Annotated in this window: 17 protein-coding genes; 12 read left to right on the top strand and 5 right to left on the bottom strand. The window is 53.0% G+C overall.

Annotated features, from left to right (window positions below; genetic code table 11):
- The first annotated feature begins 6 nt into the window (after nucleotides 1-6).
- Genes glgB through EYZ66_RS13925 form a run of 6 tightly spaced genes read left to right on the top strand, consistent with a single transcriptional unit; the run spans nucleotide 7 to nucleotide 11,178 of the window.
- The gene (glgB, locus tag EYZ66_RS13950) at nucleotides 7-2,184 is read left to right on the top strand and encodes a 1,4-alpha-glucan branching protein GlgB (protein ID WP_009574392.1); all 2,178 of its coding nucleotides are present in this window, start codon (nucleotides 7-9) and stop codon (nucleotides 2,182-2,184) included.
- Nucleotides 2,136-4,214 (top strand): glycogen debranching protein GlgX, encoded by a 2,079-nt coding sequence (gene glgX / locus EYZ66_RS13945; protein WP_083814303.1) that lies wholly within the window; start codon nucleotides 2,136-2,138, stop codon nucleotides 4,212-4,214. Before glgB ends, glgX begins: the two co-directional genes overlap by 49 nt.
- 20 nt (nucleotides 4,215-4,234) lie before the next feature.
- On the top strand, nucleotides 4,235-6,691 hold the full coding sequence (locus tag EYZ66_RS13940; protein WP_009574390.1) for a glycogen/starch/alpha-glucan phosphorylase: 2,457 nt from the start codon (nucleotides 4,235-4,237) through the stop codon (nucleotides 6,689-6,691).
- Nucleotides 6,692-6,708: 17 nt separating this feature from the next.
- Complete coding sequence (gene glgC / locus EYZ66_RS13935) at nucleotides 6,709-7,971, top strand: glucose-1-phosphate adenylyltransferase (protein WP_009574389.1); 1,263 nt, start codon at nucleotides 6,709-6,711, stop codon at nucleotides 7,969-7,971.
- Nucleotides 7,972-7,988: 17 nt separating this feature from the next.
- Entirely contained in the window at nucleotides 7,989-9,629 is a 1,641-nt protein-coding gene (locus EYZ66_RS13930) for an alpha-D-glucose phosphate-specific phosphoglucomutase (protein ID WP_009574388.1), read from the top strand.
- Between the two features lie 10 nt (nucleotides 9,630-9,639).
- Nucleotides 9,640-11,178, top strand: coding sequence for a glycogen synthase (locus EYZ66_RS13925; RefSeq protein ID WP_009574387.1), 1,539 nt, complete (start codon nucleotides 9,640-9,642; stop codon nucleotides 11,176-11,178).
- Here the strand turns inward: EYZ66_RS13925 and EYZ66_RS13920 are convergent.
- A complete protein-coding gene (locus EYZ66_RS13920) occupies nucleotides 11,175-11,894 on the bottom strand; it encodes an SIMPL domain-containing protein (protein ID WP_009574386.1) in 720 nt (239 codons plus the stop codon). The genes EYZ66_RS13925 and EYZ66_RS13920 overlap by 4 nt on opposite strands.
- 169 nt (nucleotides 11,895-12,063) lie before the next feature.
- Between EYZ66_RS13920 and EYZ66_RS13915 the strand changes: the two genes are divergently transcribed.
- The 6 genes from EYZ66_RS13915 (at nucleotide 12,064) to EYZ66_RS13890 (ending at nucleotide 20,058) form a co-directional block, all read left to right on the top strand.
- Nucleotides 12,064-13,212: a sensor histidine kinase gene (locus EYZ66_RS13915; RefSeq protein ID WP_040815698.1), complete on the top strand. Its 1,149-nt coding sequence runs from the start codon at nucleotides 12,064-12,066 to the stop codon at nucleotides 13,210-13,212.
- The gene (locus EYZ66_RS13910) at nucleotides 13,209-13,979 is read left to right on the top strand and encodes a LytR/AlgR family response regulator transcription factor (protein WP_009574384.1); all 771 of its coding nucleotides are present in this window, start codon (nucleotides 13,209-13,211) and stop codon (nucleotides 13,977-13,979) included. The genes EYZ66_RS13915 and EYZ66_RS13910 overlap by 4 nt, the downstream gene beginning before the upstream one ends.
- Nucleotides 13,980-14,091: 112 nt before the next feature.
- Entirely contained in the window at nucleotides 14,092-15,450 is a 1,359-nt protein-coding gene (locus EYZ66_RS13905; protein ID WP_158026989.1) for a family 16 glycosylhydrolase, read from the top strand.
- A 30-nt stretch (nucleotides 15,451-15,480) separates the two neighbouring features.
- Complete coding sequence (locus EYZ66_RS13900; protein ID WP_009574382.1) at nucleotides 15,481-17,922, top strand: glycoside hydrolase family 3 protein; 2,442 nt, start codon at nucleotides 15,481-15,483, stop codon at nucleotides 17,920-17,922.
- A 17-nt stretch (nucleotides 17,923-17,939) separates the two neighbouring features.
- Nucleotides 17,940-19,496, top strand: a complete 1,557-nt coding sequence (locus EYZ66_RS13895) for a sodium/sugar symporter (RefSeq protein WP_009574381.1) — start codon at nucleotides 17,940-17,942, stop codon at nucleotides 19,494-19,496.
- A 121-nt stretch (nucleotides 19,497-19,617) separates the two neighbouring features.
- A complete protein-coding gene (locus EYZ66_RS13890) occupies nucleotides 19,618-20,058 on the top strand; it encodes an allophanate hydrolase-related protein (protein ID WP_040815696.1) in 441 nt (146 codons plus the stop codon).
- 52 nt (nucleotides 20,059-20,110) lie between these two features.
- Here the strand turns inward: EYZ66_RS13890 and EYZ66_RS13885 are convergent, their stop codons facing one another.
- From EYZ66_RS13885 to pdxR, 4 genes are all read right to left on the bottom strand, one after another.
- Complete coding sequence (locus tag EYZ66_RS13885; protein WP_009574378.1) at nucleotides 20,111-21,067, bottom strand: phosphate acyltransferase; 957 nt, start codon at nucleotides 21,065-21,067, stop codon at nucleotides 20,111-20,113.
- Nucleotides 21,068-21,077: 10 nt separating this feature from the next.
- Complete coding sequence (locus EYZ66_RS13880; RefSeq protein WP_009574377.1) at nucleotides 21,078-22,220, bottom strand: citrate/2-methylcitrate synthase; 1,143 nt, start codon at nucleotides 22,218-22,220, stop codon at nucleotides 21,078-21,080.
- Nucleotides 22,221-22,305: 85 nt separating this feature from the next.
- Nucleotides 22,306-24,069, bottom strand: a complete 1,764-nt coding sequence (gene xsc, locus EYZ66_RS13875) for a sulfoacetaldehyde acetyltransferase (protein WP_009574376.1) — start codon at nucleotides 24,067-24,069, stop codon at nucleotides 22,306-22,308.
- Between the two features lie 97 nt (nucleotides 24,070-24,166).
- A complete protein-coding gene (gene pdxR, locus EYZ66_RS13870) occupies nucleotides 24,167-25,633 on the bottom strand; it encodes a MocR-like pyridoxine biosynthesis transcription factor PdxR (RefSeq protein ID WP_009574375.1) in 1,467 nt (488 codons plus the stop codon).
- Nucleotides 25,634-25,644 lie beyond the last annotated feature (11 nt).

The following is a 25,644-nucleotide window of genomic DNA, read 5'->3' as shown; positions in this document are numbered from 1 at the left end:
CTCCTTATGAAAAACAAATCTACCAGTGAACTTGATGCCAGCATTCAGGCGCTCGCCGACGCGCGCTACAATCACCACTTTGCTTGGCTTGGGCAACATGTAACTGAGCAGGGTTTAAGTTTTCGCGTTTGGGCCCCCGGTGCTCAGCAAATCGATGTCATCTGCGCTCAAACGGGTCGTAAAATCACGCGCTTAACTCTGAGTCACCCCAGCGGTTTTTTTGAGAAAACGCTGGGAAATCGCCGTCGGCTTATCGACTATCGACTCAGCTTTGATGGTGGCGACCCCGTAGCAGATGCCTATGCCTATGGTGATTTGCTAGACCCGACGGCCCAGTATTTTTATGCCGAAGGCCAGCAGACTGATGCGTATCGTTGGTTGGGTGCGCATCATTGCGAGTTTGACGGTGTACCGGGGGTGCGCTTTAGTGTTTGGGCGCCCAATGCCCAGCGCGTTGCAGTGATTGGCGATTTCAACGGATGGGACGCGTCTAGACATGGTTTAAAACACTACCCCGATGCAGGTATCTGGGCAATTTTTATTCCCGAGGCACAGTCAGGGCAGGCCTATAAGTTTCATGTGTTGGGCGCCGATGGTGTGGTGCGTGAAAAGGCAGATCCTTACGCGCGCCAAATGGAGCGATCCCCAGCCACGGCATCGCTGGTGCCAGTTAATACCAATTTTCAGTGGACCGATACGCAGTGGATGACAGACCGCGGCGCACAGCACACGCCGAGTAGCGCGATCAGCATATACGAGTGTCAGCTCGCTTCGTGGATGCGTGATTACGATAATCATTACTTGAGCTATGAGGAGCTTGCCGAGCGACTCATAAGCCACGCTAAAGCTTTGGGCTTTACGCACATCCAGTTAATGCCGGTATCCGAGTACCCCTTTGACGGGTCGTGGGGCTACCAACCGGTGGGTCTTTACGCACCGACGTCGCGATTTGGCTTGCTGGACGATTTTAAAGCCTTCGTAAATCGCTGCCATGAGGCGGGTTTGGGGGTTTTGCTGGATTGGGTGCCGGGACATTTTCCGTCCGATCCGCATGGCTTGGCCGAATTTGACGGTACAGCCCTGTACGAGCATGCCGATCCGCGTCGAGGGTTTCACCCCGACTGGAACACCTACATTTACAACTACGGCCGCAATGAGGTGCGTAGCTTCTTGTTATCCAATGCCGATTTTTGGTTGAGCGAGTGCCACATCGACGGTCTGCGGGTCGATGCGGTCGCTTCGATGCTGTATTTGGATTATAGCCGTGGTGAAGGCGAGTGGATTCCCAATGAGCACGGCGGTCGAGAAAATTTGGAGGCAGTTGCGTTTTTGCAGGCGCTAAATAGCCTGATGTACGCCAATCATCCCGGCATTATGATGATTGCCGAGGAGTCCACGGCATGGCCAGGCGTGAGTCACCCTGTTGACCAAGGTGGACTGGGTTTTGGCTACAAGTGGAACATGGGCTGGATGAACGATACGCTGCGCTACATGAGCAAAGACCCGATCCACCGAGCCTATCACCATGATGATATGACCTTTAGCATGGTCTATGCCCGCGACGAAAACTTTATCTTGTCGATCAGCCACGATGAATGCGTTCACGGCAAGGGTTCTTTGCTGAATAAAATGCCCGGCGACGATTGGCAAAAGCGCGCCAATTTGCGCGCCTATTGGGCCTATATGTGGGCCCATCCAGGTAAGAAACTTCTGTTTATGGGGATGGAATTTGGTCAGTATCGCGAGTGGAATCACGATCACGGCCTCGATTGGTACTTGCTGGAGCGAGCAGAGCATCGCCAGTTAATGGACTATGTCGCTCGATTGAATCAGGTTTACACCCAACACCCTGCCTTGTATCAGGGCGACCAAGATGCTGAGGGTTTTTGCTGGCTGCAAGCCCACAACAAAGACCAATCTATTTTGGCGTGGGTGCGCTCGGCACCCAATGCGCAGCAAGTGATCGTGGTGTGTAACTATACCCCGAACGTCGTGCACGACTATCGGGTTGGTACGCCGAGCATGGGGCAACCGCAGGTGCTTTTGAACAGCGATGAAGCGTCTTTTGGGGGTTCTGATGTCAACCCAAGCCCACGCCTTGAGTCGATGCCATGGGATGGCTGTGAACAATCGATATGCTTAACGTTGCCACCTTTGGCCACTGTCTGGCTGGTGGTGCGCTGAGTATGACTGGCGCCTTGAGCATTGAATCTGGCAACCCTTTGCAATTGGGGGCTGTTTGGTGCTCGGATGGGTTAAATGTCGCAGTATTTTCGGATGATGCCTCGGCGGTCGAGGTTGAGTTCTTTGACGCTACAGGACATGTGTCGCAAGCGCGCGTTAAGTTGGTTCGGCATGTGTCGGGCGTTTGGTGTGCCAAGCTTAATAATGTCCCGCAGAATTGGACCTATATTTACCGAGCTCACGGCGCGCGTGATCAGAGCAGTGGGCTATGGTTTGATCAGAACAAGGCGCTATTGGACCCTTACGCGCAAGAATTCACCTGCGATTTGGTTATTGCGCCAGAACATCTGTCCATTCACGAGTTCGAAACGGCGGATAGCACGCCAAAATGTCGATTCCAGTCTCCGCCAAATGCTTCCATAAGCGCGGCATCAATGCCTATGCTTATGACAGACAGGATTATTTATGAAGCCCATGTCAAAGGGTTTACCTGCAAGAATCCGGATCTGCCCGAGGCCTTGCGTGGCACCTACGCTGGCTTAGCCCACCCAGCCAGTATTGCCTATCTGCAACATTTGGGCGTAAACACTTTAGAGTTGATGCCAGTACAGTGCTTTGCGGATGAACCATTTTTGACAGCCAAAGGGTTACGCAATTATTGGGGATATAACCCCTACAGCTTTTTTGCGGTGCATCAAGGCTACGCCAGCGAACCGAGTGTCGCCAAGGCAGAGCTTACGCAGGCGGTCAGGACCTTGCGTGAAGCCGGCATCGACGTTCTGGTCGACATGGTGTTTAACCATACTGCAGAGGGTGATGCCGAGGGCTCAACGCTAAGTTGGCGCGGGTTGGATAATCGCGCGTACTACACACTAAACCTTGACTCGTGTGCTTACGACAACCACACCGGCTGCGGTAATACCTTAAATTTTGCACATCCCCGAGTGGTGCAGTTGGCGTGTGACGCGCTCAGATACTGGTTGACGGATATTGGTGTCGCGGGTTGCCGTTTTGATTTGGCGACGGTGATGGGGCGTGATCGGCACGGGTTTAATACGGACCACCCACTGTTGGTAGCCATTGCCCAGGACCCTGTGCTGCGCTCGGGTGTTTGGGTTGCAGAGCCCTGGGATATCGGGCCCTCGGGGTATCAGTTGGGTGGCTTTCCGCGCTATTTTTCAGAGTGGAACGACCGCTTTCGCGATTCGGTGCGAGCATTCTGGCGAGGTGATCCTGCCTCGGCCTCTGCCTTCGCTCAGGCCTTGCACGGTTCAGCGGAGGTTTTTGAAAGCTCTCGGCGAAACTCGAGCGGATCGGTGAATTTTGTGACCAGCCACGATGGCTTTACCGCACTCGATCTCGTCTCTTATGCCGAGCCAGATAACCTCGCGAATTTAGAAAACAACCGCGATGGTCATCGTCACAATTTGTCGTTGAATTATGGTGTCGAGGGTGCGACTGATAACCCACAGATTATCGAACAGCGGCGACGTCATGTTCGCAATCTGTTAGCGACGACCTTGTTAGCGCAAGGTGTCCCGATGCTTTTGGCGGGCGATGAGCGTTTGAATACACAGAATGGCAACAACAATGCGTACTGCCAAGACAACGAAACGACTTGGTTGAGCTGGGATTGGAGTGACGCAGAACGGGATATGCAGCAGTGGGTGAGGGATGTTATTGCGTGCCGAAAACGCTTCAAGGCCTTGCGACAAGACAGTTATCATCATGACGACTGGTGTTGGTATACATTAGACGGAAAGGTATTAACAGATGCTGAGTGGCACCAGCCGCATTTACATGGCTTGCAGTGCACGCTGCCTGATCTTGATGGCGGCGAGCTGTGTTTTGTCATCAACGCCTCCAACGAATTATCGAGTGCCCAGTTGCCGCGGACTGGTGACTGGCAATGTTTATTAAACTCCCACGAGCCCAGTGTGCGAACTCGCCGCGGGCTGACACAAATTACCCCGAAAACTCTACAGCTATGGTGGTTGCCTAATGCGGCTAGCCACTCGACTATTGATTAAAGAATACGATGGACTAAACAATGGCTACTTCGAAACCTTCAGCACTGGATTTAAAACAAGACCTCAAACGCCACTTTGATTTGACCTTGGGGCGCGGCGATACGAACTACAGTCGTCATTATCTGTATCAATCGATGGCGCTCGCGGTGCGCGATCAGCTCGTGAGCCGCTGGCGCGAAACGCGCGAGCGTTATCGCCGGGAAGAGCCCAAGCGCGTGAGCTACTTATCTTTAGAATTTCTAATGGGTAGGACCCTACACAATGCTTTGGCTAACCTAGATTTGGAAGATCAAGCCAGAGCGGCGCTGCAAGACTACGCCTGCGATTTGGAAACTTTAGAGACAGAAGAACTCGATGCCGGTCTTGGCAATGGCGGTTTGGGGCGCTTAGCGGCGTGTTTTTTGGACAGCTGCGCAACACTCGAAATTCCCGTTACGGGCTACGGCATTCGCTATCAATTTGGCATGTTCCACCAAAAAATCGTCGATGGATACCAACAAGAAGCGCCAGATCAGTGGTTGCGTGATGGAAACCCTTGGGAGGTAGAAAGTCCTGAGAATACGCGCCGCGTGCCTTTTTTTGGACGCGTAGTCGTCGAGCACGATCCGCAGGGCCGTGAGTGTCGCCGTTGGGTCGGTACTGAGGATGTCCTAGCTATTCCTTATGATATTCCTGTGCCGGGTTACAACAACGACACGGTGAATACGCTGCGCCTTTGGAAGGCCTCGGCGACCGAAGAATTTAATTTGGGCGAATTTAACTCGGGCTCGTACACCGATGCGGTCAGCAAGAAGACCGAAGCCGAGCAGATTACCATGGTCCTGTACCCAAACGACGCGAGCGAGGCCGGCAAAGTCTTGCGTCTACGACAGCAATATTTTTTAGCCTCGGCGAGCCTGCAGGATATCCTGCACCGCTGGATTAGCCGCAAAGGCCATGACTTTACAGGCTTTGCCGAAAAGCATGCGGTACAGCTCAATGACACGCACCCTACTATCGCTGTGGCTGAGCTTATGCGTCTGTTGATGGATGAGCACGGTCTAGGGTGGCAGGAAGCTTGGGCGCTGACAGAATCCACGATGGCGTATACCAACCATACGCTGCTACCCGAGGCTCTGGAGACCTGGTCGGTATCTTTATTCGAGCATCTGCTGCCGCGCCTGCTGGACATTATCTACGAAATTAATGCGCGCTTTTTGCAGGTGGTGGCACAACGCTGGCCTGGCGACGTGGATAAACAGCGGCGTCTGTCTATTATCCAGGAAACCCCCGAGCGCGCTGTGCGTATGGCGCATTTGGCCATTGTGGGTTCTTATTCGGTTAACGGTGTAGCCGCCTTGCACACGGACTTGCTCAAGCAAGGTTTGTTTGCTGAGTTCTATGCGTTATGGCCGCACAAGTTCAACAACAAAACCAATGGTGTAACGCCGCGCCGTTGGTTGGCGAACTGTAATCCTGGCTTGCGAGACCTGATCACTGAAACTATAGGGGATGGCTGGATTCGTGATCTAAGCCAGCTTGATCAGCTAGTCCCCTATGCTGACGATACCGCTTTCTGCGAGCGCTTCATGGACGTTAAATACGCGAATAAACAGGCACTCGCGACTCTAGTCGCAAACAAGACGGGCATCGAGTTTGACCCCTCTTGGATGTTTGACGTGCAGGTAAAACGCATTCATGAATACAAGCGCCAGCTGTTAAATATTCTTCATGTGATTTCACTGTACGACCGCATTCGCAAAGGCGATACTGCCTCTATGACGCCGCGATGCGTATTGATTGGCGGTAAGGCCGCCCCGGGTTATGTCATGGCAAAGCTAATTATTAAGTTAATTAATAATGTGGCGCATACCATCGCTCAAGATGAACAGGCTAATCAGTGGTTGAAGGTGGCATTCTTGCCGAACTACAACGTTTCAGCGATGGAAATTATCTGTCCTGGAACGGATTTATCTGAGCAAATATCGACCGCAGGTAAAGAAGCCTCTGGCACAGGTAACATGAAATTTATGATGAATGGCGCACTGACGATCGGCACGTTAGACGGTGCCAATATCGAGATCCGAGACGCCGTTGGTGCTGATAATTTCTTCCTGTTTGGTTTGGAGGCACATGAAGTGGCCCAAACACGTCAGAATTATAACCCGCAGCAGTACATTGAAGCTGACCCCAACTTTCAAGCGGTGATGCATTTGCTGCAAAGTGGGCATTTTTCATTGTTCGAGCCGGGCATTTTTGACCCGATTATCGCAGCCTTGACCGCTTCCACCGATCCGTGGATGACAGCGGCAGATTTTAGTGATTATTGTAAAGCGCAAGAACAAGCTGCATGTACTTATAAAGATAAAACCCAGTGGGCGCGAATGGCGGTACTCAACACCGCTACCAGTGGCCGCTTCTCAAGTGACCGCACAATTTCTGAATACCGCGACGACATCTGGTATCGGGCGCCGGAGGCTGTGCGCAAAGTGAGTTAATCAATGGAGCAATAGGAATGGATAATCCTCGTTACGTTAGCCGTTTAACAAAAAATACGCTGGCTTTAGTGCTGGCCGGAGGGCGCGGCTCGCGCTTGTTTGAACTCACCAATTGGCGAGCAAAGCCGGCGCTCTATTTTGGGGGCAAATATCGGATTATCGATTTTCCTTTGTCTAACTGCATTAATTCTGGCGTTCGCCGCGTCGGTGTCTTAACTCAGTACAAATCACATTCTCTCGTGCGTCACATCGTTCGCGGTTGGAGCCATTTTAAGAAAGAGCTGGGCGAATTCGTCGAAATTTTGCCCGCGAGTCAACGTTACTCGGATGATTGGTATCAAGGGACCGCGGACGCCATCTACCAGAATCTGGATATTATCCGTGCGGAAAAGCCCGAGTACGTGCTGATTCTGTCGGGCGATCACGTTTACAAGATGGACTACGGTGCCATGTTGGTCCGCCATGTTGAAAGCGGTGCTGATATGTCAGTTTGCTGTTTGGAGGTGCCGGTTGAAGAGGCTGCGGGCGCCTTTGGCGTGTTGGAAGTCGATGAAACTATGCGCGTGAAGAGTTTCCAAGAAAAACCCGCCGAGCCCGCTGAAATTCCGGGTAGCCCCGGGATCTGTTTGGCATCGATGGGCAACTACATCTTTAACACCCGGATGCTGTTTGATTTGCTGCTAGAAGATGCCGCAAGTGCCAAATCGAGTCATGACTTTGGTAACGATATTATTCCGTCGATGATTGAGCGGGCTCACGTGCAAGCCTACCCTTTTCGGGATTCACAGACCGGCGGGCAGGGCTACTGGCGCGACGTGGGTACCTTGGACTCGTTTTGGGAAGCCAATATGGAGTTGGTACATGCCACGCCGGCACTAAACATGTATGATCCCGACTGGCCGATTTGGACCTATCAGGAGCAGCTGCCCCCCGCAAAATTTGTGCATGACTACGATGGTCGACGTGGTGAGGCGATCGATTCGGTTGTGTCTGGTGGCTGTATTATCTCAGGCAGCACGGTTCGGCGATCGGTTGTGTTTTCTAATGTGCACATACACTCCCACGGGATGATTGAGTCAAGCGTGATATTGCCAGGCGTTGATATTGGCCGTGGCGTTAAATTGCGCAACGTTATCGTGGACAGAGGCGTCCGTGTGCCAGACGGTTTAGAGGTGGGCTTTGATATTGAACAGGACAAAGCCAATGGATTTAGGGTGTCGCCGAAAGGTCGAGTGTTGATTACCCGTGGAATGCTAGGGCAACCCGAAGGCTACGCCTAATTTAAGAGGATACAGTAATGACACAAGTTGTGGACGTAACGACGACACAGTTTGCTGATCAAAAGCCCGGCACCTCGGGCTTACGAAAACAAGTGAGCGTATTTCAGCAAGCGCATTATCTAGAAAATTTTGTGCAGTCTACGTTTAACGTGATTGGCGGTGGCCAAGGTAAAACCTTGGTCCTGGGCGGCGATGGACGCTTCTACAATAGAGCCGCAGCACAAACCATTATTCACATGGCAGCCGCTAATGGGTTTGCACGCGTTATTGTCGGGCAAGGCGGAATCTTGTCGACACCTGCGGCGTCGGCGGTGATTCGCGCCCGAGGCGCCGATGGCGGTTTGATTCTGTCGGCCAGTCATAACCCGGGCGGTCCCAACGGTGACTTTGGTATTAAGTTCAATGGTGCTAATGGTGGTCCAGCGGTCGAGTCGATGACCAATGCCATTTTTGAAGAAACCAAAGTGCTTCAGCGGTATTGCACGCTTCAGGACGCCGCTGAAACCGACTTGGACACTCTTGGTGAAACTTCGCTTGCGGGCACGGTGATCGAAGTGCTTGACCCGGTTGCTATTTACGCTGACTTAATGGAAGGTCTGTTTGACTTTGAAGCGATTAAAGAGCTGTTGACGAATCCTCGATTTCAGCTGCGCTTTGATGCCATGCACGCAGTCACAGGCCCCTATGCGCGTGAGATTTTAGTGAACCGTCTCGGTGCGCCCGAGACTAGCTTAATGAATGCTGAGCCTAAAGAAGACTTCGGGGGTGAACACCCCGATCCGAACTTGGTCCACGCCAAAGACTTGGTCGATTTGCTCAATGGCGATGAAATGATCGCTTTTGGTGCGGCCTCTGATGGCGATGGAGATCGCAATATGGTGTTGGGCACTGGATTTTACATTAATCCTTGCGATTCGCTGGCGGTGTTGACCGCTAATGCGCACCTAGTGCCGGGATACTCTGGGGGTTTGGCCGGTGTGGCGCGCTCGCTGCCCACCTCACGTGCGGTTGATCGCGTGGCTGCGTATTTGGGCATCGAGTTTTTTGAAACGCCCACGGGTTGGAAGTTTTTCGGTAATCTCATGGACGCTGGTCGCATTACGCTGTGTGGCGAAGAAAGCTTTGGGACGGGTTCAAGCCACATCCGCGAAAAAGACGGCCTGTGGGCGGTATTATTCTGGTTAAACTTGATCGCCGTGCGAGCACAGCCGGCTCGCTCGATTGTTCGCGATCACTGGGAACGCTTCGGGCGCGATTTTTTCTCGCGGCATGATTATGAAGGCATCGATAGCGACCAGGCCAATGCCTTGATGCAAGCGCTCACCAGTCGTCTTGAGAGTTTACCTGGACAGACGTTCGGTGATTTGGTGGTCGCTCGTGCTGATAATTTTTCCTACCGCGACCCCGTGGATGATAGCGAAAGCTACAATCAGGGTATTCGCATCGTGTTTGAAAATGATGCGCGTATTGTCGTGCGTCTATCTGGTACGGGCACATCGGGCGCTACACTCAGAGTGTATTACGACCAGCACGAGCGTGACCCCGCGTATTTCAGTGTGTATGCTCAGCGGTATTTGGAGCCCTTGTTTGCAGCATCCGAGGCCATATTAAACATACAACACTTTACTGGTCGGGATGCGCCGGACGTCATTACTTGAGTACACGCAAATGAATATTTTGATGGTGGCCGCCGAGAACGGAACTTTGCCTGGTGGTAAGGTTGGAGGTATTGGCGATGTCGTGCGAGATCTGCCGCCGGCATTGGCGGCGACAGGTGCGTCAATTCAAGTGGTTATGCCAGGCTATCAAGTGTTTTCAAAGCTTGAGCAAGCAGAATTAGTGGGGCACTTAGATGTGCCCTTTGGCGGCACAGTCGAGACCGTAACTCTGGTGAAAATTGACACAGGTAATGGCGTCGACTTGTGGATTATCGATAGTCCTCTGCTGGCACCACAAGGCGCGGGCAGAGTGTATTGCCACGACCCTGACTCTCAGCCATTTGCTACCGATGCTACCAAGTTTGCGCTATTTTCGGCCGCGGTCTGTGAATTGTTATTGCACCGCCATTTTGGCGTTTTAGATTTTGTACACCTGCATGACTGGCACGCCGCCTTTGTTGCGATGCTTCTGCGTTACCATTCACGCTATCAAGCAGAGCGCACACAGCGCCTGGTTTATACCATTCACAATTTGGCTTTGCAGGGTATTCGGCCAGTCGATGGCAATCCCAGCGCTCTGAAAACCTGGTTTCCTGATTTTGGTGCGGTTGATCATCAAATTATGGATTTGCGGTATCCCGATTGCATTAATCCTGTTCGTGCAGCGATCAATCTGTGCGACACCATTCATACGGTCTCGCCGTCTTACATTTTAGAGATTCAAGAGCCTACCAATGAAAAATTGGGGTTTTATGGTGGTGAAGGGCTCGATCGCGATCTGCGGGCGGCCGCAGCGGAGGATCGCTTAGTTGGCGTCCTAAATGGTTGCGACTATGCTGACACCCCTAAAAAGATACCGAGTTGGAAGCGGATGCTTGCGGTAGCGGAGCAGGCAGTAACGGCTTGGAGTTTAGCCGAAGCTGCTGACGTTCACACGTTGGCGCTGTCGCGTATCGCGAAATGGAAGTCGCAACCAAGTCCGACCTGCGTGCTGACTTCTGTGGGTCGCGCAACGGACCAAAAATTAAGAATCTTGCGCGAAGGTCTGACGCCGCAGACCTCATCGTTGGCACAAATTTTGAACCAACTGCCACCGGACGCCAAGCTGATTATGACCGGCAGTGGTGATGCGGCCTACGAGACGTTTTTATTCGAAACTGCCAAAACGCATGATAATTTTCTGTTCTTGCGAGGCTACTCTGAAGCGCTCGGGACCATTTTGTATGCCGGTGGCGATTTGTTTTTAATGCCGAGTTCGTTCGAACCTTGCGGCATTAGTCAGCTGCTTGCAATGCGCGCCGGCCAGCCCGTGGTAGCGCACGCCGTTGGCGGTTTGCGTGACACCATTATCGACAACGAAACAGGTTTTTTGTTTAACGGCGCCAACCCACGCGCCCAGTCACTGGAACTGGTGGGTACGGTGGCCTATGCAATGGAGCTGTTTTACATGAATCCAAGCCGCTATCGACTTATTCGAGAAGCGGCATCAAAGGTGCGATTTGAGTGGTCGAAGATCGCTAAACAGTACCGACAGTCGATTTATGTTTAGGGGATCAGTGCAAACCGTGCGGTGACGCGCAGGGCAATTTCAATTTGTCCGCTTAGCTGAGTGTCTACCGACTCGGCACCGTCTAATGCCATCATGGCGACCGCCCGAAACTCAGGTCTTGGCGTTGAGCTATTGTTTTGCGCTTCGATGGCCAGCGGGCTTCCGATACTGACGTTCAAAGCTGTTGCCGCTGCTTGGGCATTTGTTTGTGCATCTTTTACGGCGAGTGCTAGCACTTTACGTTCGAGTTCGTGTTGTTCACTGTGAAATAAACGCGGGGGAGACAATCGCGTAACCCCTGCCGTTAAACCACCCTCAATAATAGGCTGTAACAAACCGATGTCTTTTAAGATCACGATTATCGATTGCGAGGCGCGGTAGCCATTCAAGCGTTGCTGCTGCTGATCTCGGTCCCAGCTGTACTGAGGCTGAATCGACAAGGTGGTTGAGCGAATATCACTCGTTTCAATACCTTGCTGCGACAGAAACGCAAGGGTCTTCTCAACTATGCGCTGTACCTGTTTTTGAGCCTGAGCAGCCTGATTCGCATCTTTTTCGACGCTCAGTGTGAGTTCGGCCCGGTTCGGGGTAGTCGTCAGGCTCGCCTTGCCAGAGACCGCAATGTACGCGGGCGCACCATCCGATGCAGTAACCGGTAAGGCGTTGAGAGTCGCCAGTAAGACTAGTGCGACCCACAGCAGGGGTTGTCTGAGCATGGTCATTCCTCGGGCTTAGCCACTTAAACGAGAGATCAGTCCGCCTTATCCTAAGTCAAGTAGAGGGCTGGGCAAAGCAAAGAATACCATGGGCACTTGCACCAAAATAAAACAGCAGGCAAGCTTGACAGTACATAACGCATATAATCCCAGCGTAAGAAGCGTGCCCATGCCAAATCAACAGCGACACTCGCTCGTGCAACACCTCATCGAGAGCCAAAACTCGCAATTTTGGCTGTTGCAGATTTTGGGATGGTCAGGACTTTCGCTCGTCAGTTATTTCAGTTTGAATCTGTGGTACGACCAGCCAGAGCTAAGCTATATTGGGCACAACATTCTTCAGTCAGTACTGGGTATTCTACTCACGTGGCCGATGCGCTATGTGCTCAAACGTTGCTGGGATATGCCCTTAGTCAAGCGTTTGGCGATCGTCGCATTTGTGGTCTTAGGGTTTGCGACCTTGTGGTCAGTTATGCGCCTGTCGCTGTTTTTGCTGCTAACGGAAGAGTCGAACCTGTGGGGTGATTTTGGAGGTTGGCTATTCCCCTCTATTTTTATTTTTCTGTGTTGGACCGCCTTGTATCACGGAATTAAGTACTACCAGCTTGCACAGTACGAGCATGCCGTATTGATGAAAATGGCGGCTGACCGCAACGAACAATCCATGCGCTTAGCTCAAGCCGAGACGGCGGCTCGTTTGGCGCAGTTGACGATGCTTCGCTATCAGTTAAACCCGCATTTTTTATTCAATACGTTAAACGCCTTGCAGGGTCTTGTAGCGACCGGTTCTAAAGCGCGCGCTGGGACTATGATTTCTGAGCTCGGACATTTTCTGAGATATTCCTTACAAAGCGATCCATTACAGACAGTAGACGTACAACAAGAGATACAAGCGTTAGAAATGTACTTGAGTATCGAGCAGGCGCGTTTCGGTGAACGGCTGACGGTGCGGGTGGATGTCGATCCTAGTATTACAGAGGCACAAATCCCAAGCATGCTGCTTCAGCCTTTGGTTGAAAACGCCATCAAGTACGCGGTCGGGCCAAATGAAGACGGCGGGACTATCGAAATCAGCGCAACGAATAAGGAAAACTCTTTGGTATTAACGGTAAGTGATGACGGACCTGGACTCGCGGATACGAAAGATTTGCCGCAACCCTCTGGCACTGGTGTCGGTCTGCGCAATATCCGCGAACGACTGTCCAGCTCCTATGGTGACAACGCGACAATGCATATTGCTAACCGTGGGGAAGGTGGATTGATGGTCGTGATACGCTTGCCCTTGTCTTATGCTTATGAAAGAGCGAAAGCCTCATGATGCGCACGTTAGTTGTCGACGATGAGCCCCTAGCACGAGAATATCTGCTGTCATTGCTCGCTGACCACGGCGATATTGAAGTCATTGGCACGTGCAAAAATGGTCGGGAAGCCATTGCCGCCATCCGCGGTGAATCACCTGACTTGGTGTTTTTAGATATTCAGATGCCAGGCATGAACGGTTTTGACGTCGTGAAAGCGATTCAAGAAGACGACGCCATGCCCCTGTTCATCTTTGCAACGGCTTATGATGACTACGCGGTCGAGGCCTTCGATTTAGCAGCAGTAGACTACGTGCTGAAACCCTTAGAGGCTTCGCGCCTAGCTCGCGCCATTGAACGGGCCAGAGAACGCCATGTTGCTGTGTCTAAGGGTGAACTTATGAGTGCCGTCGATAAAGCGCTGGGGCGTGACACTCAATTGCAGCCACCGGCATCTGGTGCTGTGCAGAAACTGACCATCCGCGACAATGGTCAAATTCAGCTCGTTGACTTTAACGATATTGATTGGGTGGATGCAGCGGGCGATTACATGTGTGTGCATGTGGGTCCGGTGACGCATATTATGCGTTGCACTATGACAGAGCTGTCGCAGCGTTTAAGTTCCGGGCCATTTGCTCGCATTCATCGTTCGACGCTGGTAAACCTTGATAAGGTGACGCAAATAACGCCTCTGTCAAAAGGTGAATCTTTGTTGCACCTCGAGGGAGACACCACTTTGAAAGTGAGCCGAAACTACCGTCAGTCCATCGTTCACTTGTTGAATTAGTCCAACTAAGCTGTTTATTAATCCACCTTATCGCAGTGGGTCTGTTGCCCTTGAAATCGCTGTGTGACCCTAGACCCTCTGCGGTTTGTTAATAATGAAAAAAGGTGGCGTTTTGCGCTTAAAACTGGGTCCAATAGTACTGGGGTGTATCTCTGCGCTGACGCTTTGTACGGTGACCGTGAGTCAGGCTGGGATGTCGGCAGCGTCAGATCCCATAGCCGTTAGAGCATCCCCTTCAAATGTCGTCGCGGTAAACCTCGGCGGTAGCCTGTTCAAAGGCCCGGACGGTACGGTTTATCTGCAAGATTCATGCGCAGAGCAGACGCACAGCACTTGCGGAACCATCGACAAGGTAAAAGGAAGCCAGCAAGAAGCACTGTATCAAAGTTTCCGTGAAGGACCTCAGAGCTACGAATTAGAGGTCGCTCCTGGTCAATACGCGCTCACCTTGTTCTTTGCCGAACGGCCGGGGGTTGAGAACCGGCGCTTCAGCGTCTGGGTTGGTGGTAAAGAGCGGCTGGCCGATTTTAATATTCCAAAAGCGCGCGATGGGCTTACTGAAGCTGCCTTAGCTAGAACTTTACCCGTCCATACCACCAATGGTTCCATTGTGCTTGAGTTTCGCGCAGCACCTGATATGCCCTTAATTAGTGCTTTTCGCTTAGAGCCCGTTCAGTCGCAGGCGCTTGGGACTTTACGGTGGGCCGATGAGTTTGATGGCACGGCGCTGGATTCTCGATTCTGGAGCGTCGATGAGTGGCCTGCTCGCAAAGTAAACGATGAGGATCAGGCCTATGTTAATTCGCTCGAGAACCTGCGCTTGGAAGACGGTAAGCTGATTATCGAAGCACACAAGGTCAGCGGCAGCGATGCTAGGTACCATTCTGGCCGAATTCACAGCTCGGGCAAACTCGATTTCATGTACGGACGTTTGGATGTCAGAGCCAAGCTTCCTCGGGGACAAGGCGTTTGGCCCGCGATTTGGCTATTGCCCACACACCCCTATCGCTATGCCACCATTTGTGACGCGAGAACACCGGATTGGCAAGGTAATGCCAACTGCGATGCGTGGCCTAATTCGGGTGAAATCGACCTGATGGAACACGTAGGATTTGAACCGGGCGTTGTACACGGTACCGTCCATACCAAGGGGTACTATTGGGTCGAGGGCAACCAGCGTAAAGGCAGTATTGTACTTCCGAATTTGGCTGAGGATTTCCATGTTTATACCTTGCAGTGGACACCGGATCGTATGGACATGCTGGTGGACGGCTTGCGTTATTTTACGTACACCCGCGACGACGAAGGCTGGCGCCAGTGGCCCTTTGATCATTCTTTTCACGTGATCATGAACCTGGCAGTGGGTGGCATGTGGGGCCGCGCCGGTGGGCCCATCGATGACAGTATTTTTCCACAGCGTATGATGGTGGACTATGTCCGCATCTACGATATGAATCAAATAGCAGAATAAAGTCTGCACAAAGCGAGTAAGAGGTTTGTTATGTTAGGTACACGATCATTAAAAGCGATTTGCTGTGGTGTTATGGTCGCTTTCGCTGGGGTGTCGTACGCGGCGAAAGATTTGATAGATCCAGAGGTGGAAGCGCGCGTCGACGGGATTATGAGTAAGCTCACCCTCGAACAGAAAATCGCTCAGATGATTCAGCCAGAGATACAGTACGTGACGCCTGACCAAGTGCGCAAGTATGGCTTCGGCTCAGTCCTCAATGGTGGGGGCTCATTCCCCAACAAAAACAAGCAGGCCACTGTGGCCGAGTGGGTTGCTCTGGCTGACGAACTTTACCTTGCCTCTATTGATACCAGCGAAGGTAACGCCGGAATCCCAATCATGTGGGGTACCGATGCCGTTCACGGTCACAACAACGTCGTCGGTGCAACGATATTCCCTCACAATATTGGGCTTGGTGCGGCACGCAACCCTGAGTTGATCGAGCAAATAGGCGCGGCGACTTCGCGTGAAGTGCGCGCCACGGGTATCGATGGTATTTTTGCGCCGACGGTGGCTATTGTTAAAGATAATCGGTGGGGTCGTACTTACGAGAGCTACAGCGACCGTCCTGACATTGTGGCGGACTACGCCGAGGCCGTTGTGCGCGGTTTGCAGTCTGAAAACATGGTGGCGACCGCGAAACACTTCGTGGGCGATGGCGGAACATTTAGGGGTATCGACCGAGGTGACACACGTTTGTCACTTGAAGAGCTGCTCGAGCAGCACGCGGGTGGCTATGAGACGGCGCTCCGTGAAGGCGTTATGAGTGTTATGGCCTCTTTCAATTCTTGGAACGGTAAGAAAATCCACGGTAGCAAAACGATCTTAACTGACGTGCTTAAAGACCGCTTGGGGTTCGATGGCTTTATTATTTCTGACTGGAATGGTATTGGCGAGGTCGCCGGCTGTTCAAACAGTGACTGCGTGCAAGCGATAAACGCGGGTATGGACATGGTCATGGTCCCTGAAGACTGGGAAGCGCTGTACCACAATATGTTAGATCAAGTGGCGAATGGCGACATTCCGATGTCTCGTATTGATGATGCTGTGCGTCGCATCCTGCGCGTTAAAGTTCTGGCCGGAATCATGGATAAACCGCTTCCCTCATCGGCGGTTTTAGATGCGTCGGTCATCGGTCAGGCCTCACATCGCGAAATTGCGCGACAGGCGGTGCGCGAGTCATTAGTGCTGCTTAAGAACAACGACCAAGTTTTGCCCCTAAAGCGCGGCCAGTCGATTTTGGTCGCGGGCAGTGCGGCGAACGATATCGGTCAGCAATCGGGCGGTTGGACGATTACTTGGCAGGGTACGGGCAACCAAAACTCTGATTTCCCGGGTGCACAGTCTATATTGCAGGGTATTGAGTCTGTCGCAGCAGAAAAAGGTGCCGAAGTGACTTACAGCCCGAGTGGTCACTACAGCGAGCGCCCTGATGTAGCCGTGGTGGTGTTCGGTGAAACCCCCTATGCCGAAGGCCAAGGCGATATCGACAGTCTAAACTTTGGTGCTGAGCATCCGGCGGGTCAGCAGCTACTGCAGGCTCTGCAATCAGAGGGTATTCCCACTGTTGCGGTGTTTTTGACCGGTAGGCCAATGTGGGTCAACCCCGAATTGAACGCGAGCGACGCCTTTGTTGTGGCTTGGCTCCCAGGTACAGAGGGTATCGGGGTTGCTGACGTTTTGTTTGCAGAACCCGGCAGTGACTTCGATTTTAAAGGTCGACTCTCGTTTAACTGGCCCGCTATTGATGTTCACCCCACTAACCCTGACTTGCCGGTCGCGAGCGTACTGTTTCCGTATGGCTACGGTTTGACCTTAGAGAGTAAAGAATTCCTGCGCAACGATCTCAATGAACAACCCTTGCTGCAGCGTGCACAGGCAGAGCAGGTTATCTTTGATGCGCGGACCTTTGATCCATGGCTCATGGCCGTGGGCGACAACAGCGACTGGGAAATCCCGGTGAACTCCAAATTTGTGCGCAGTGCCGAGGGCGCAGTCGAAGTGCGTTCAGTCGACGTGAATGTGCAGGAAGACGCTCGCCAGGTTCGTTTCGGGAACGCCTCTGTTGGTGTAGCGCAAGTCTATTGGTACTCGCAGGCGCCCCTTGATTTCAGCTCTTGGGGTGATAGTGGCGCTTACCTGACGCTAAACTATCGAGTTGATCAAGCGCCTGAAGGAGACGTTGCGGTTCGCATGGATTGCGAATACCCCTGTACTGGTGAAGTGCCGTTTGCCGACGTGTTAGCGGCGGCAACAGTTGGAGAATGGCAAGAGGCTTCGATTCCTTTAGCGTGCTTTGCAGACCGCGGTGCGGACTTGTCGCAAATTAATGCTCCCTTGGTCATTGCCAGCGCCAAACCTTTAACTATGACCTTGAAGCGTGTTGCGATAAGCTCTGAGGCCACACCAGAATCGGTAGTGAACTGCCAATAATAAAATAAGGAAACGCTATGTTATCTACACTGGATATTTCGATTGTTGTGGCGTACGCACTGGGCTTGTTTGTGCTTGCTCAGTGGGTGTCGCGCGAGGAAGCGGGTCACCACAAAGACGCCAAAGATTACTTCTTAGCGGGGAAGTCCCTGCCGTGGTGGGCTATCGGTGCATCCTTGATCGCTGCCAATATTTCGGCGGAGCAAATCATTGGTATGTCGGGCTCGGGTTACGCCATGGGGTTGGCGATCGCCTCGTACGAATGGATGGCCGCAATCACCTTGATCTTGGTGGGTAAATTTTTACTGCCTATTTTCTTGAAGCACGGCATTTACACCATGCCTCAGTTCTTGGAGCAGCGCTATGACCATCGAGTGCGCATTGTCTTAGCTATTTTCTGGTTGGCGGTGTACGTGTTTGTGAACTTAACTGCCGTGTTGTGGTTGGGTTCGTTGGCTTTAAATACGGTCGCTGGTGTGCCGGTGCAAACCGCCTTGATCGTTCTGGGTGTCTTCGCGTTAGCCTATTCTTTGTATGGCGGCCTAAAGGCGGTCGCTTTTACTGACATCATTCAGGTTGTGTTGTTGGTGTTGGGTGGTCTTATCATCGTGGCCTTGATGCTGGATAAAGTGTCTGGTGGCGAAGGTGTGGTTGCTGGATTTGTCGAGTTGACCCGTGTGGCGCCCGAAAAATTCGATATGATATTCACTCCTGACAATGAGCACTATATGGCCCTGCCAGGTCTGTCGGTTCTGGTCGGTGGAATGTGGATTATGAATATCTCGTATTGGGGCTTTAACCAATACATCATCCAGCGCGCACTGGCGGCGAAAAGTGTTCAGGAAGCGCAAAAAGGTATCGCGTTTGCCGCCTTCTTGAAACTGCTTATGCCTGTGATTGTGGTCTTGCCCGGTATCGCCTTGTTCGCGCTAGACAGTAACCTGAGCTCGCCTGATCAGGCTTATCCTCAGGCAATGACACTGCTACCTTCTGGTCTTAAAGGCCTAGTGTTTGCGGCTTTGCTGGCAGCTATCGTCTCTTCTTTGGCGTCTATGACGAACAGCATATCGACGCTGTTTACGATGGATTTAATGCCCTCAATTCGTCCGGCAGACAAGCAAGGAGACCCCGTCTTTGTCGGTCGAACGGTAGCGGTTATTGCCATGATCTTGGCGATGATCGCGGCGGAACCTCTGTTGGGTAAATTTGATCAGGCCTTCCAGTACATCCAAGAATTTACGGGCTTCTTTACGCCCGGTATCGTGGTGATTTTCTTGTTGGGTATGTTCTGGAAGAAAACCACGGCTGCGGGCGCTTTAGCGGCTGCAATTGGCTCGGTTGTCTTGTCTTTTGCTTTCAAAATGTTGTGGCCGGAATTGCCGTTCATTGACCGCGTAGGCCTCGTTTTCTTGATCGCCACCGGCTTGGCCGTTGTCGTGTCGATGTTGCAGAATCGTGAGCAAGAAGGCGCCATTCATTTGGATGAAATCCAATTTGCGACGACAACAGGGTTTAACATTTCTGCACTGGCGGTGACTCTAATTTTGGCCGCCTTGTACGCTACTTGGTGGTAACACAAAATCCTTGCTAAAGGGGCCTAAGGCCCCTTTTTTGTGCCTCTCATTTGAGCTGACGCAGGCGATGTCGTTACCATAACCTCGCGCACCAATATGGCGCAAAACTCACGCTCGGCGCTTGACTGTCGGCACAGTCACTGAGGCTCGCGATAAACCGGTTGTAGACAGTCGCTATTTCGATCTGTTGGTCTGCGGGGCGCACATGGAGGGTTTGCCCTTAAACCCCCAATTGCGAGAGCGGGGTGGATACTTGTTAGAGGTGGTTAGAACGGCGCCGACCTATCGCTTGTTTGCGCTTCCGGGTGGGGGCGTAAAACGTCCGGCGCTGGTCGGTGATTTGGAAAATGGCTCCTCCATTGGCGCCGAGCTTTGGCGTTTGCCAATTGAGACGGTGGGTTCTTTTTTGCAGGGCATTCCCGCGCCGCTGGGTTTGGGCACCGTGAGCTTAGCGGATGGCCGCGAAGTGAGGGGTTTTATTGCAGCCGCCGGCTGCGTTGATGCCAGCGCTCAGGATGTCAGTAAGTTTGGGGATTGGCGAGCGTACTTGGCTTCGGAATAGCGCTGTCAAAGAGCTGCGCCGACGTTGTGCTGAGGCTGGTTTAGGGTACTGACTAGCCCGACGCTGAAGACTGCAGCGCCAGACGCGTTACTTCTACGATTTCATCGGTCGTTGCGCCGCGCGACAGATCTGCCACTGGGTGCTTAAAGCCTTGAAGCATCGGTCCGATGGCTCGTGCTCCGGTGAACTGCTGAACGAGTTTGTAGCCGATATTCCCCGCCTCGAGCGAAGGAAATATCAGTACATTGGCGCGTCCGGCGACGGCCGATTCTCCTTGCCATTTGGTGGCGGCGACGCGCTCTGATAGCGCCGTATCCACTTGCATTTCGCCGTCAATCAAGAGGCTTGGGTCCATAGCGCGGGCAAGTTCTAATGCATGTTTGACCTTGTCGATACTGGCATGGCTAGCACTACCCTGCGTTGAAAACGACAACATGGCAACACGTGGTGGCTCTGCCAGTAGGGCTGTAGCCTGTTGTGCCGTTGTGACAGCAATGGATGCGAGGTGCTCGGCGCTGGGGTCAACGTTAACGGCGCAATCGGCAAACAACATCCGCTGCGCACGATTTGGAATCTCTATGACAAAGTAACTCGACGCCAGACCGTCTTCCTTGGCGTAGCCCATGCACATGGCCGCGGCCTCAATAACGCGTTTGGTGGGGCTGGTTGCGCCACCTACCATGAGGTCAGCCTCACCGATAGCCACCATAGCCGCTGCGAAAGGTAGAGGCTTCTTCACCAGACGTTCGGCCATGCTGATCGACTTGAACTGGCGTAGCCCTTGCACGTGCTCGGCACACTGGTCTAACAGCAGTGGGTCTGATGGCGAGACGAACTTTAGGCCATCCACGGTCAAGCCTTGGCTGATTGCGACGTCACGAATGATGTTCGTCTCGCCAACGAGAAGGCATTCGATCCCGTGCTCGTGGCGCAGCTGTGTCGCGGCGGCGATGATTCGTGGCTCTTCACCCTCGGCAAAAATAACGCGTTGACGGTCGAGTTCACTCATGACGAATCGTTTATCGTTGCTCTAGCGGAACATACTCGCGTAAATCGGGACCGTTGTACTCGAGAAGCGGGCGAATGAGGATGTTGTTTTCCATTTGTTGCATGATCTGAAGACTCCAGCCGGGCACGCGACCAATGGCGAAAATGGGCACAAACAAATCTTCGGGGATACCATTTAAGTGATAAATTACGCCCGAGTAGAAGTCGACGTTAACGTTGACGCCTAGTCGCGAGTAGGGCTTCATGGCTTCGACCAGGGCCTTCAGAATATCGTTCCAGTGGGGCTCGCCTTTTTCAATCGAAAGGCGCTCGACGCCATCGCGCAAGTGGCGCGCTCGTGGATCTTCCGCGCGGTATACGCGGTGACCAAAACCCATAATCGCTTCTTTATTGGCTCGCTTGCGTTTGACGTACTCTGCGGCGTTGGCTGGGTCGCCAATTTCTCGGGCCATATGCATTACGTCTTCTGCTGCACCGCCATGCGCCGGACCCGACAAGGCCGCTATTGCTGCAGTGATTGACGCATGCAAGTTGGCGTCAGTACCCGTGACTACACGGGCAGTAAATGACGAGGCGTTGGATCCGTGCTCGGCGTGCAAAATAAAATCAAGATCCATCAGTCGCGCGGCGTCCTCACTTGGGATCTCGCCTGACAGTTGGTATAAAAAGTGCGCGGCGTGCCCGAGCGAGGCGTCGGCCTCAATGGGCGCCAAACCTTGGCGAATCCGGTGGTGTGCTGCAACGATCATGGGCACCTGCGAGGTCAGACGCAGGGTCTTTTGCATCACGGCCTCGCTTGAGTTGTCGCTAGTGTGTGGGTCAAATGCGGCGAGCGCGGAGACCGCGGTGCGCAACACATCCATTGGGTGGCCGTCGACCACGGTTCGAATAATTTCAATAATGGCTGGCGGCAGTGACCGCGCGTTTCTCAAGGCTTGATCAAAGGCACGAAGCTGCGCGCTGCTGGGTAGCTCGCCGTGTAGTAACAAATACGCAGTTTCTTCAAACGTCGAGTGTGTTGCCAGATCGTGAATGGAATAGCCCCAATAGCGGAGTTCGCCTTTGCGGCCGTCGATGTGCGTGGTTGGTGAACGATCGAAATAGACGCCTTTCAGGCCACGGAACACGCGAATTTTTTCTTCGGTATCAGTCACAAGCTAACCTCTTATTTGCAAGAATTGAGTTTGGCAACGCGCTGCCGTTAAAGCAAAGCCCCGCGAGTGCGGGGCTTTAAAGGCCTTATACGTAGTCTTTGTATTTTTCTAGGTAACGTACAGGTTTTGACAGGGCATCGCGGCGGAAAGGGTCGCCTAACTCGCGTGTACACATCACTTCAATGACGGTGGTTTTGCCTTCGTTCATCTGGCGATCGATGGCGCGTTGCAGTGCGGGACCCACTTCGTCTAGGCTGTCAACACGCTCACCTTCTGCACCCATAGCCTGTGCAATACCAGCCCATGATTCGCTGACCAGTTCCGCTGCGACAAAGCGACGGTTGTAGAACTCGACTTGGTTTTTCTTCTCGGCACCCCAATCGCGGTTGTGGAATACCACAGCGGTGACAGGGATATCGTGACGCACAGCAGTCATGATTTCAGACATGCTCATGCCCCAGGCACCGTCTCCGGCGTAGGCGACTGCAGGACGCTCAGGCGAGGCGGCTTTGGCGCCAATGATCGTCGGTAGCGCGTAACCGCAGTTACCAAAGCTCATCGGCGCGAAGAAGCTGCGTGGGCGCTCAAAACGCAGGTAGCTGTGTGCCACGGAGTTGATATTACCGATATCGGTAGAGACCATGACATCTGCGGGCATGGCTTTTTCGAGTTCGCGCAGTACTTGGCGGGGGTGCAACCAGTTGCCTTCCTCGGCTTCCGCTTCGGCAATAACGTCTAAGCTGTAAGGATCGCGCTCGTGCGTCCATTCGTCTAGCTCTTGTTCCCACGCGGCTTTTTCAGCTGCGATTTCGGCTGCGCGAGTGTCTTTATTGGCGTGACACGCCAATGTTTGACCCTGCAGGCGCTGGGTCAGAGCAACAGAGGCTGCTTTGGCGTCACCGCAAATACCGACAGAAATTTTCTTAACCAAACCCAGCATCTTGTGGTCGGCGTCGATTTGAATGATTTTGGCTTCTTTGGGCCAGTAGTCTAGGCCGTGCTGAGGCAGGGTGCCAAAGGGGCCAAGACGCGAGCCAATCACCAACACAACATCGGCTCTGGAAATGAGCTTCATGCCGGCTTTCGAACCTTGGTAACCCAGTGGGCCACACCACAGCGGGTGGCTCGCAGGGAATGAGTCATTGTGCTGGTAGCTGTTGACAACCGGTGCGCCCAGGAACTCTGCAATCGCTTTGACTTCCTCAACACCGTCGGACATCACCACACCACCACCCGATACAATCACGGGGAACTCAGCAGTTTTTAGCAGTTCTACGGCTTCATTGAGGCTCTGGTCGCCACCCGGGCCACGGTCCAGACGCATAGGCTGTGGAATTTCGACATTGATATCGCCGTAAAAGTAATCGCGCGGAATATTGAGCTGTGTGGGGCCAATCTCTGACAAGGCGCGATCAAAGCAGCGAGATGTATATTCGGCGATACGGTTGGGGTTATTTACGTGGCCTTGGTACTTGGTGAATTCTTGGAACATTGGCAGCTGGTGGCACTCTTGGAAGCCGCCGAAGCCCATGGTCATGGTGCCCGCCTCTGGCGTGATCATCACCACCGGTGAATGCGCCCAGTACGCCGCGGCAATACCGGTCACACAGTTTGAAATACCGGGGCCGTTTTGGCCAATGACAACCCCGTGGCGTCCGCTTGCGCGCGAGTATCCATCAGCCATGTGCGCAGCGCCTTGCTCGTGCACGACGGGGATTAACTCGATACCGGCAGGGGCGAAAATGTCCATGGCATCCATGAAGGCTGAACCCATAATACCGAAAATCTTTTTGACGCCTTGGGCGACGAGTGTTTCGACAAAGGCTTCACTGGGGGTCATACGAGGCATAGCTTGCTCACCTTAGATTTATGAAAGAGACGCAATGCTAGGGTTTTTTGTCGGGATTTAATAGAGCCAGATGCTGAGTTTGCTCTGCGCCAGATGTTTACAGGCTTCGGTAGGCTCGGCGAAGGGCGATGACGCCCTCGGCTATTGAACCTTCACCAATGGCGGAAAAGCCCATCCGCAAAAAGTTTTTGGGCGGATTGGGTTCTGCAAAATGAATGGCACCGGGTTCGACGATCACCCCCAGCTCTTTGGCTTTTAGCGCTAGCTGTTCGGTGTCGATTGAGTCGGGAGCTTTAATCCAAAGAGCCGAGCCACCCAGTGATGCTTGAATTTGAAGTTCGGGCAGCTCTTGCTCTAAACAGGTCACGAGCAACGCTCGGCGTTTCTGATAAATCTTGAATAACTTGCTCACTAAGGCGTCGTGGTAACCTCGCGCCAAGAACAAGGCCACCGAGAGTTGGTTATTCGCCGCTGGGTGTCGGAGCATGAGGCGACGTAGGCCGCGAAGCTCTTCGATGAGCTCGGGGCTGGCTACGATATAGCCCATACGCAATCCAGGCGCTAAGGTTTTAGAGACGCTACCCACGTAAATGACTCGCCCCTCAGTATCCATACTTTTGAGCGCGGGTTCTGGTCGGGTGTGAAAGTTAAATTCACTCTCGTAATCGTCCTCAATAACCACAAAGTCATGCTGTGACGCACTGTGCAGCAGCTCTTGCCGCCGCGCGTGTGGTAGCGTGACGGTGGTGGGCGATTGGTGGCTTGGGGTAACGCATACGTAGTCGCAGTCAATAAGCTGTGCGTCAGTGATGAGTCCATCCGAATCGACAGCCAGCGGTTTTGCTTGCGCACCTAGGCGCTCGATCAAACGGCGTAGATCGGAATACCCGGGATTCTCGATACCCACGGACACTGATGCCTTACGCCACAACAGCTCAGCAATCATGTAAAGCGCGTGCTGAGCGCCGACCGTTAACATAATGGCCTGGTCTTCGACAAAAATGCCACGTTTGGGCAGCAAGCGGGTACGAATTTGCTCGAGTAACAGTGGTTCGTCGTGATCGATGCGATCGACCGCCCAAGATTTGATCGCTCGCACCGAGACTGCATCCCGCGCGCACTCACGCCAAGGTTGAATCGGGAACAAATCGGCACTCATTTGCCCATACACAAAGGGGTAAGGTGCGAGCTGCCAATCTTTGGGTTTGCGCAAGGCTTGCCACTGCGAGGGCTTTTCGGCCAAGCGGGTGTTCCAGTCAATGTGGTGACTGGGTTCTATATCCTGGTAGCGTTCGAGAATGCGAGTGCGCTCGACGTCTGGGTTTACAAAGTAGCCGCGGCGGGGGTGGGTCACAATGAGACCGTCATCCAAAAGGCGCTGGTAGGCTAGCATTACGGTATTGCGACCGACACCTAGCTGCGTCGCCAAATGTCGAGACGAAGGCATGGGTGAATTCAGCGGAATAGTACCTTTGGCAATCGCCAAAGACAGTTTGGCTACAATCTGTGTTTGTAAACTGTCTTTGGAATCGGGGTCCAACTGCAGCAGTAATTCGCTACTCATGCGCTTGCTAC

Origin of the sequence: Aequoribacter fuscus (genome assembly GCF_009910365.1) — a bacterium.
GTDB lineage: Bacteria > Pseudomonadota > Gammaproteobacteria > Pseudomonadales > Halieaceae > Aequoribacter > Aequoribacter fuscus.
Note: the sequence above shows the minus strand (reverse complement) of the source record. Positions and strands in the feature narration are given on the sequence as shown.

What these genes read in the sequence shown, in the direction of transcription:
- glgB (WP_009574392.1), top strand. Translation starts at nt 7, where the DNA reads ATGAAAAACAAATCTACCAGTGAACTTGATGCCAGCATTCAGGCGCTC.
- glgX (WP_083814303.1), top strand. Translation starts at nt 2,136, where the DNA reads ATGCTTAACGTTGCCACCTTTGGCCACTGTCTGGCTGGTGGTGCGCTG.
- EYZ66_RS13940 (WP_009574390.1), top strand. Translation starts at nt 4,235, where the DNA reads ATGGCTACTTCGAAACCTTCAGCACTGGATTTAAAACAAGACCTCAAA.
- glgC (WP_009574389.1), top strand. Translation starts at nt 6,709, where the DNA reads ATGGATAATCCTCGTTACGTTAGCCGTTTAACAAAAAATACGCTGGCT.
- EYZ66_RS13930 (WP_009574388.1), top strand. Translation starts at nt 7,989, where the DNA reads ATGACACAAGTTGTGGACGTAACGACGACACAGTTTGCTGATCAAAAG.
- EYZ66_RS13925 (WP_009574387.1), top strand. Translation starts at nt 9,640, where the DNA reads ATGAATATTTTGATGGTGGCCGCCGAGAACGGAACTTTGCCTGGTGGT.
- EYZ66_RS13920 (WP_009574386.1), bottom strand. Translation starts at nt 11,894, where the DNA reads ATGCTCAGACAACCCCTGCTGTGGGTCGCACTAGTCTTACTGGCGACT.
- EYZ66_RS13915 (WP_040815698.1), top strand. Translation starts at nt 12,064, where the DNA reads ATGCCAAATCAACAGCGACACTCGCTCGTGCAACACCTCATCGAGAGC.
- EYZ66_RS13910 (WP_009574384.1), top strand. Translation starts at nt 13,209, where the DNA reads ATGATGCGCACGTTAGTTGTCGACGATGAGCCCCTAGCACGAGAATAT.
- EYZ66_RS13900 (WP_009574382.1), top strand. Translation starts at nt 15,481, where the DNA reads ATGTTAGGTACACGATCATTAAAAGCGATTTGCTGTGGTGTTATGGTC.
- EYZ66_RS13895 (WP_009574381.1), top strand. Translation starts at nt 17,940, where the DNA reads ATGTTATCTACACTGGATATTTCGATTGTTGTGGCGTACGCACTGGGC.
- EYZ66_RS13885 (WP_009574378.1), bottom strand. Translation starts at nt 21,067, where the DNA reads ATGAGTGAACTCGACCGTCAACGCGTTATTTTTGCCGAGGGTGAAGAG.
- xsc (WP_009574376.1), bottom strand. Translation starts at nt 24,069, where the DNA reads ATGCCTCGTATGACCCCCAGTGAAGCCTTTGTCGAAACACTCGTCGCC.
- pdxR (WP_009574375.1), bottom strand. Translation starts at nt 25,633, where the DNA reads ATGAGTAGCGAATTACTGCTGCAGTTGGACCCCGATTCCAAAGACAGT.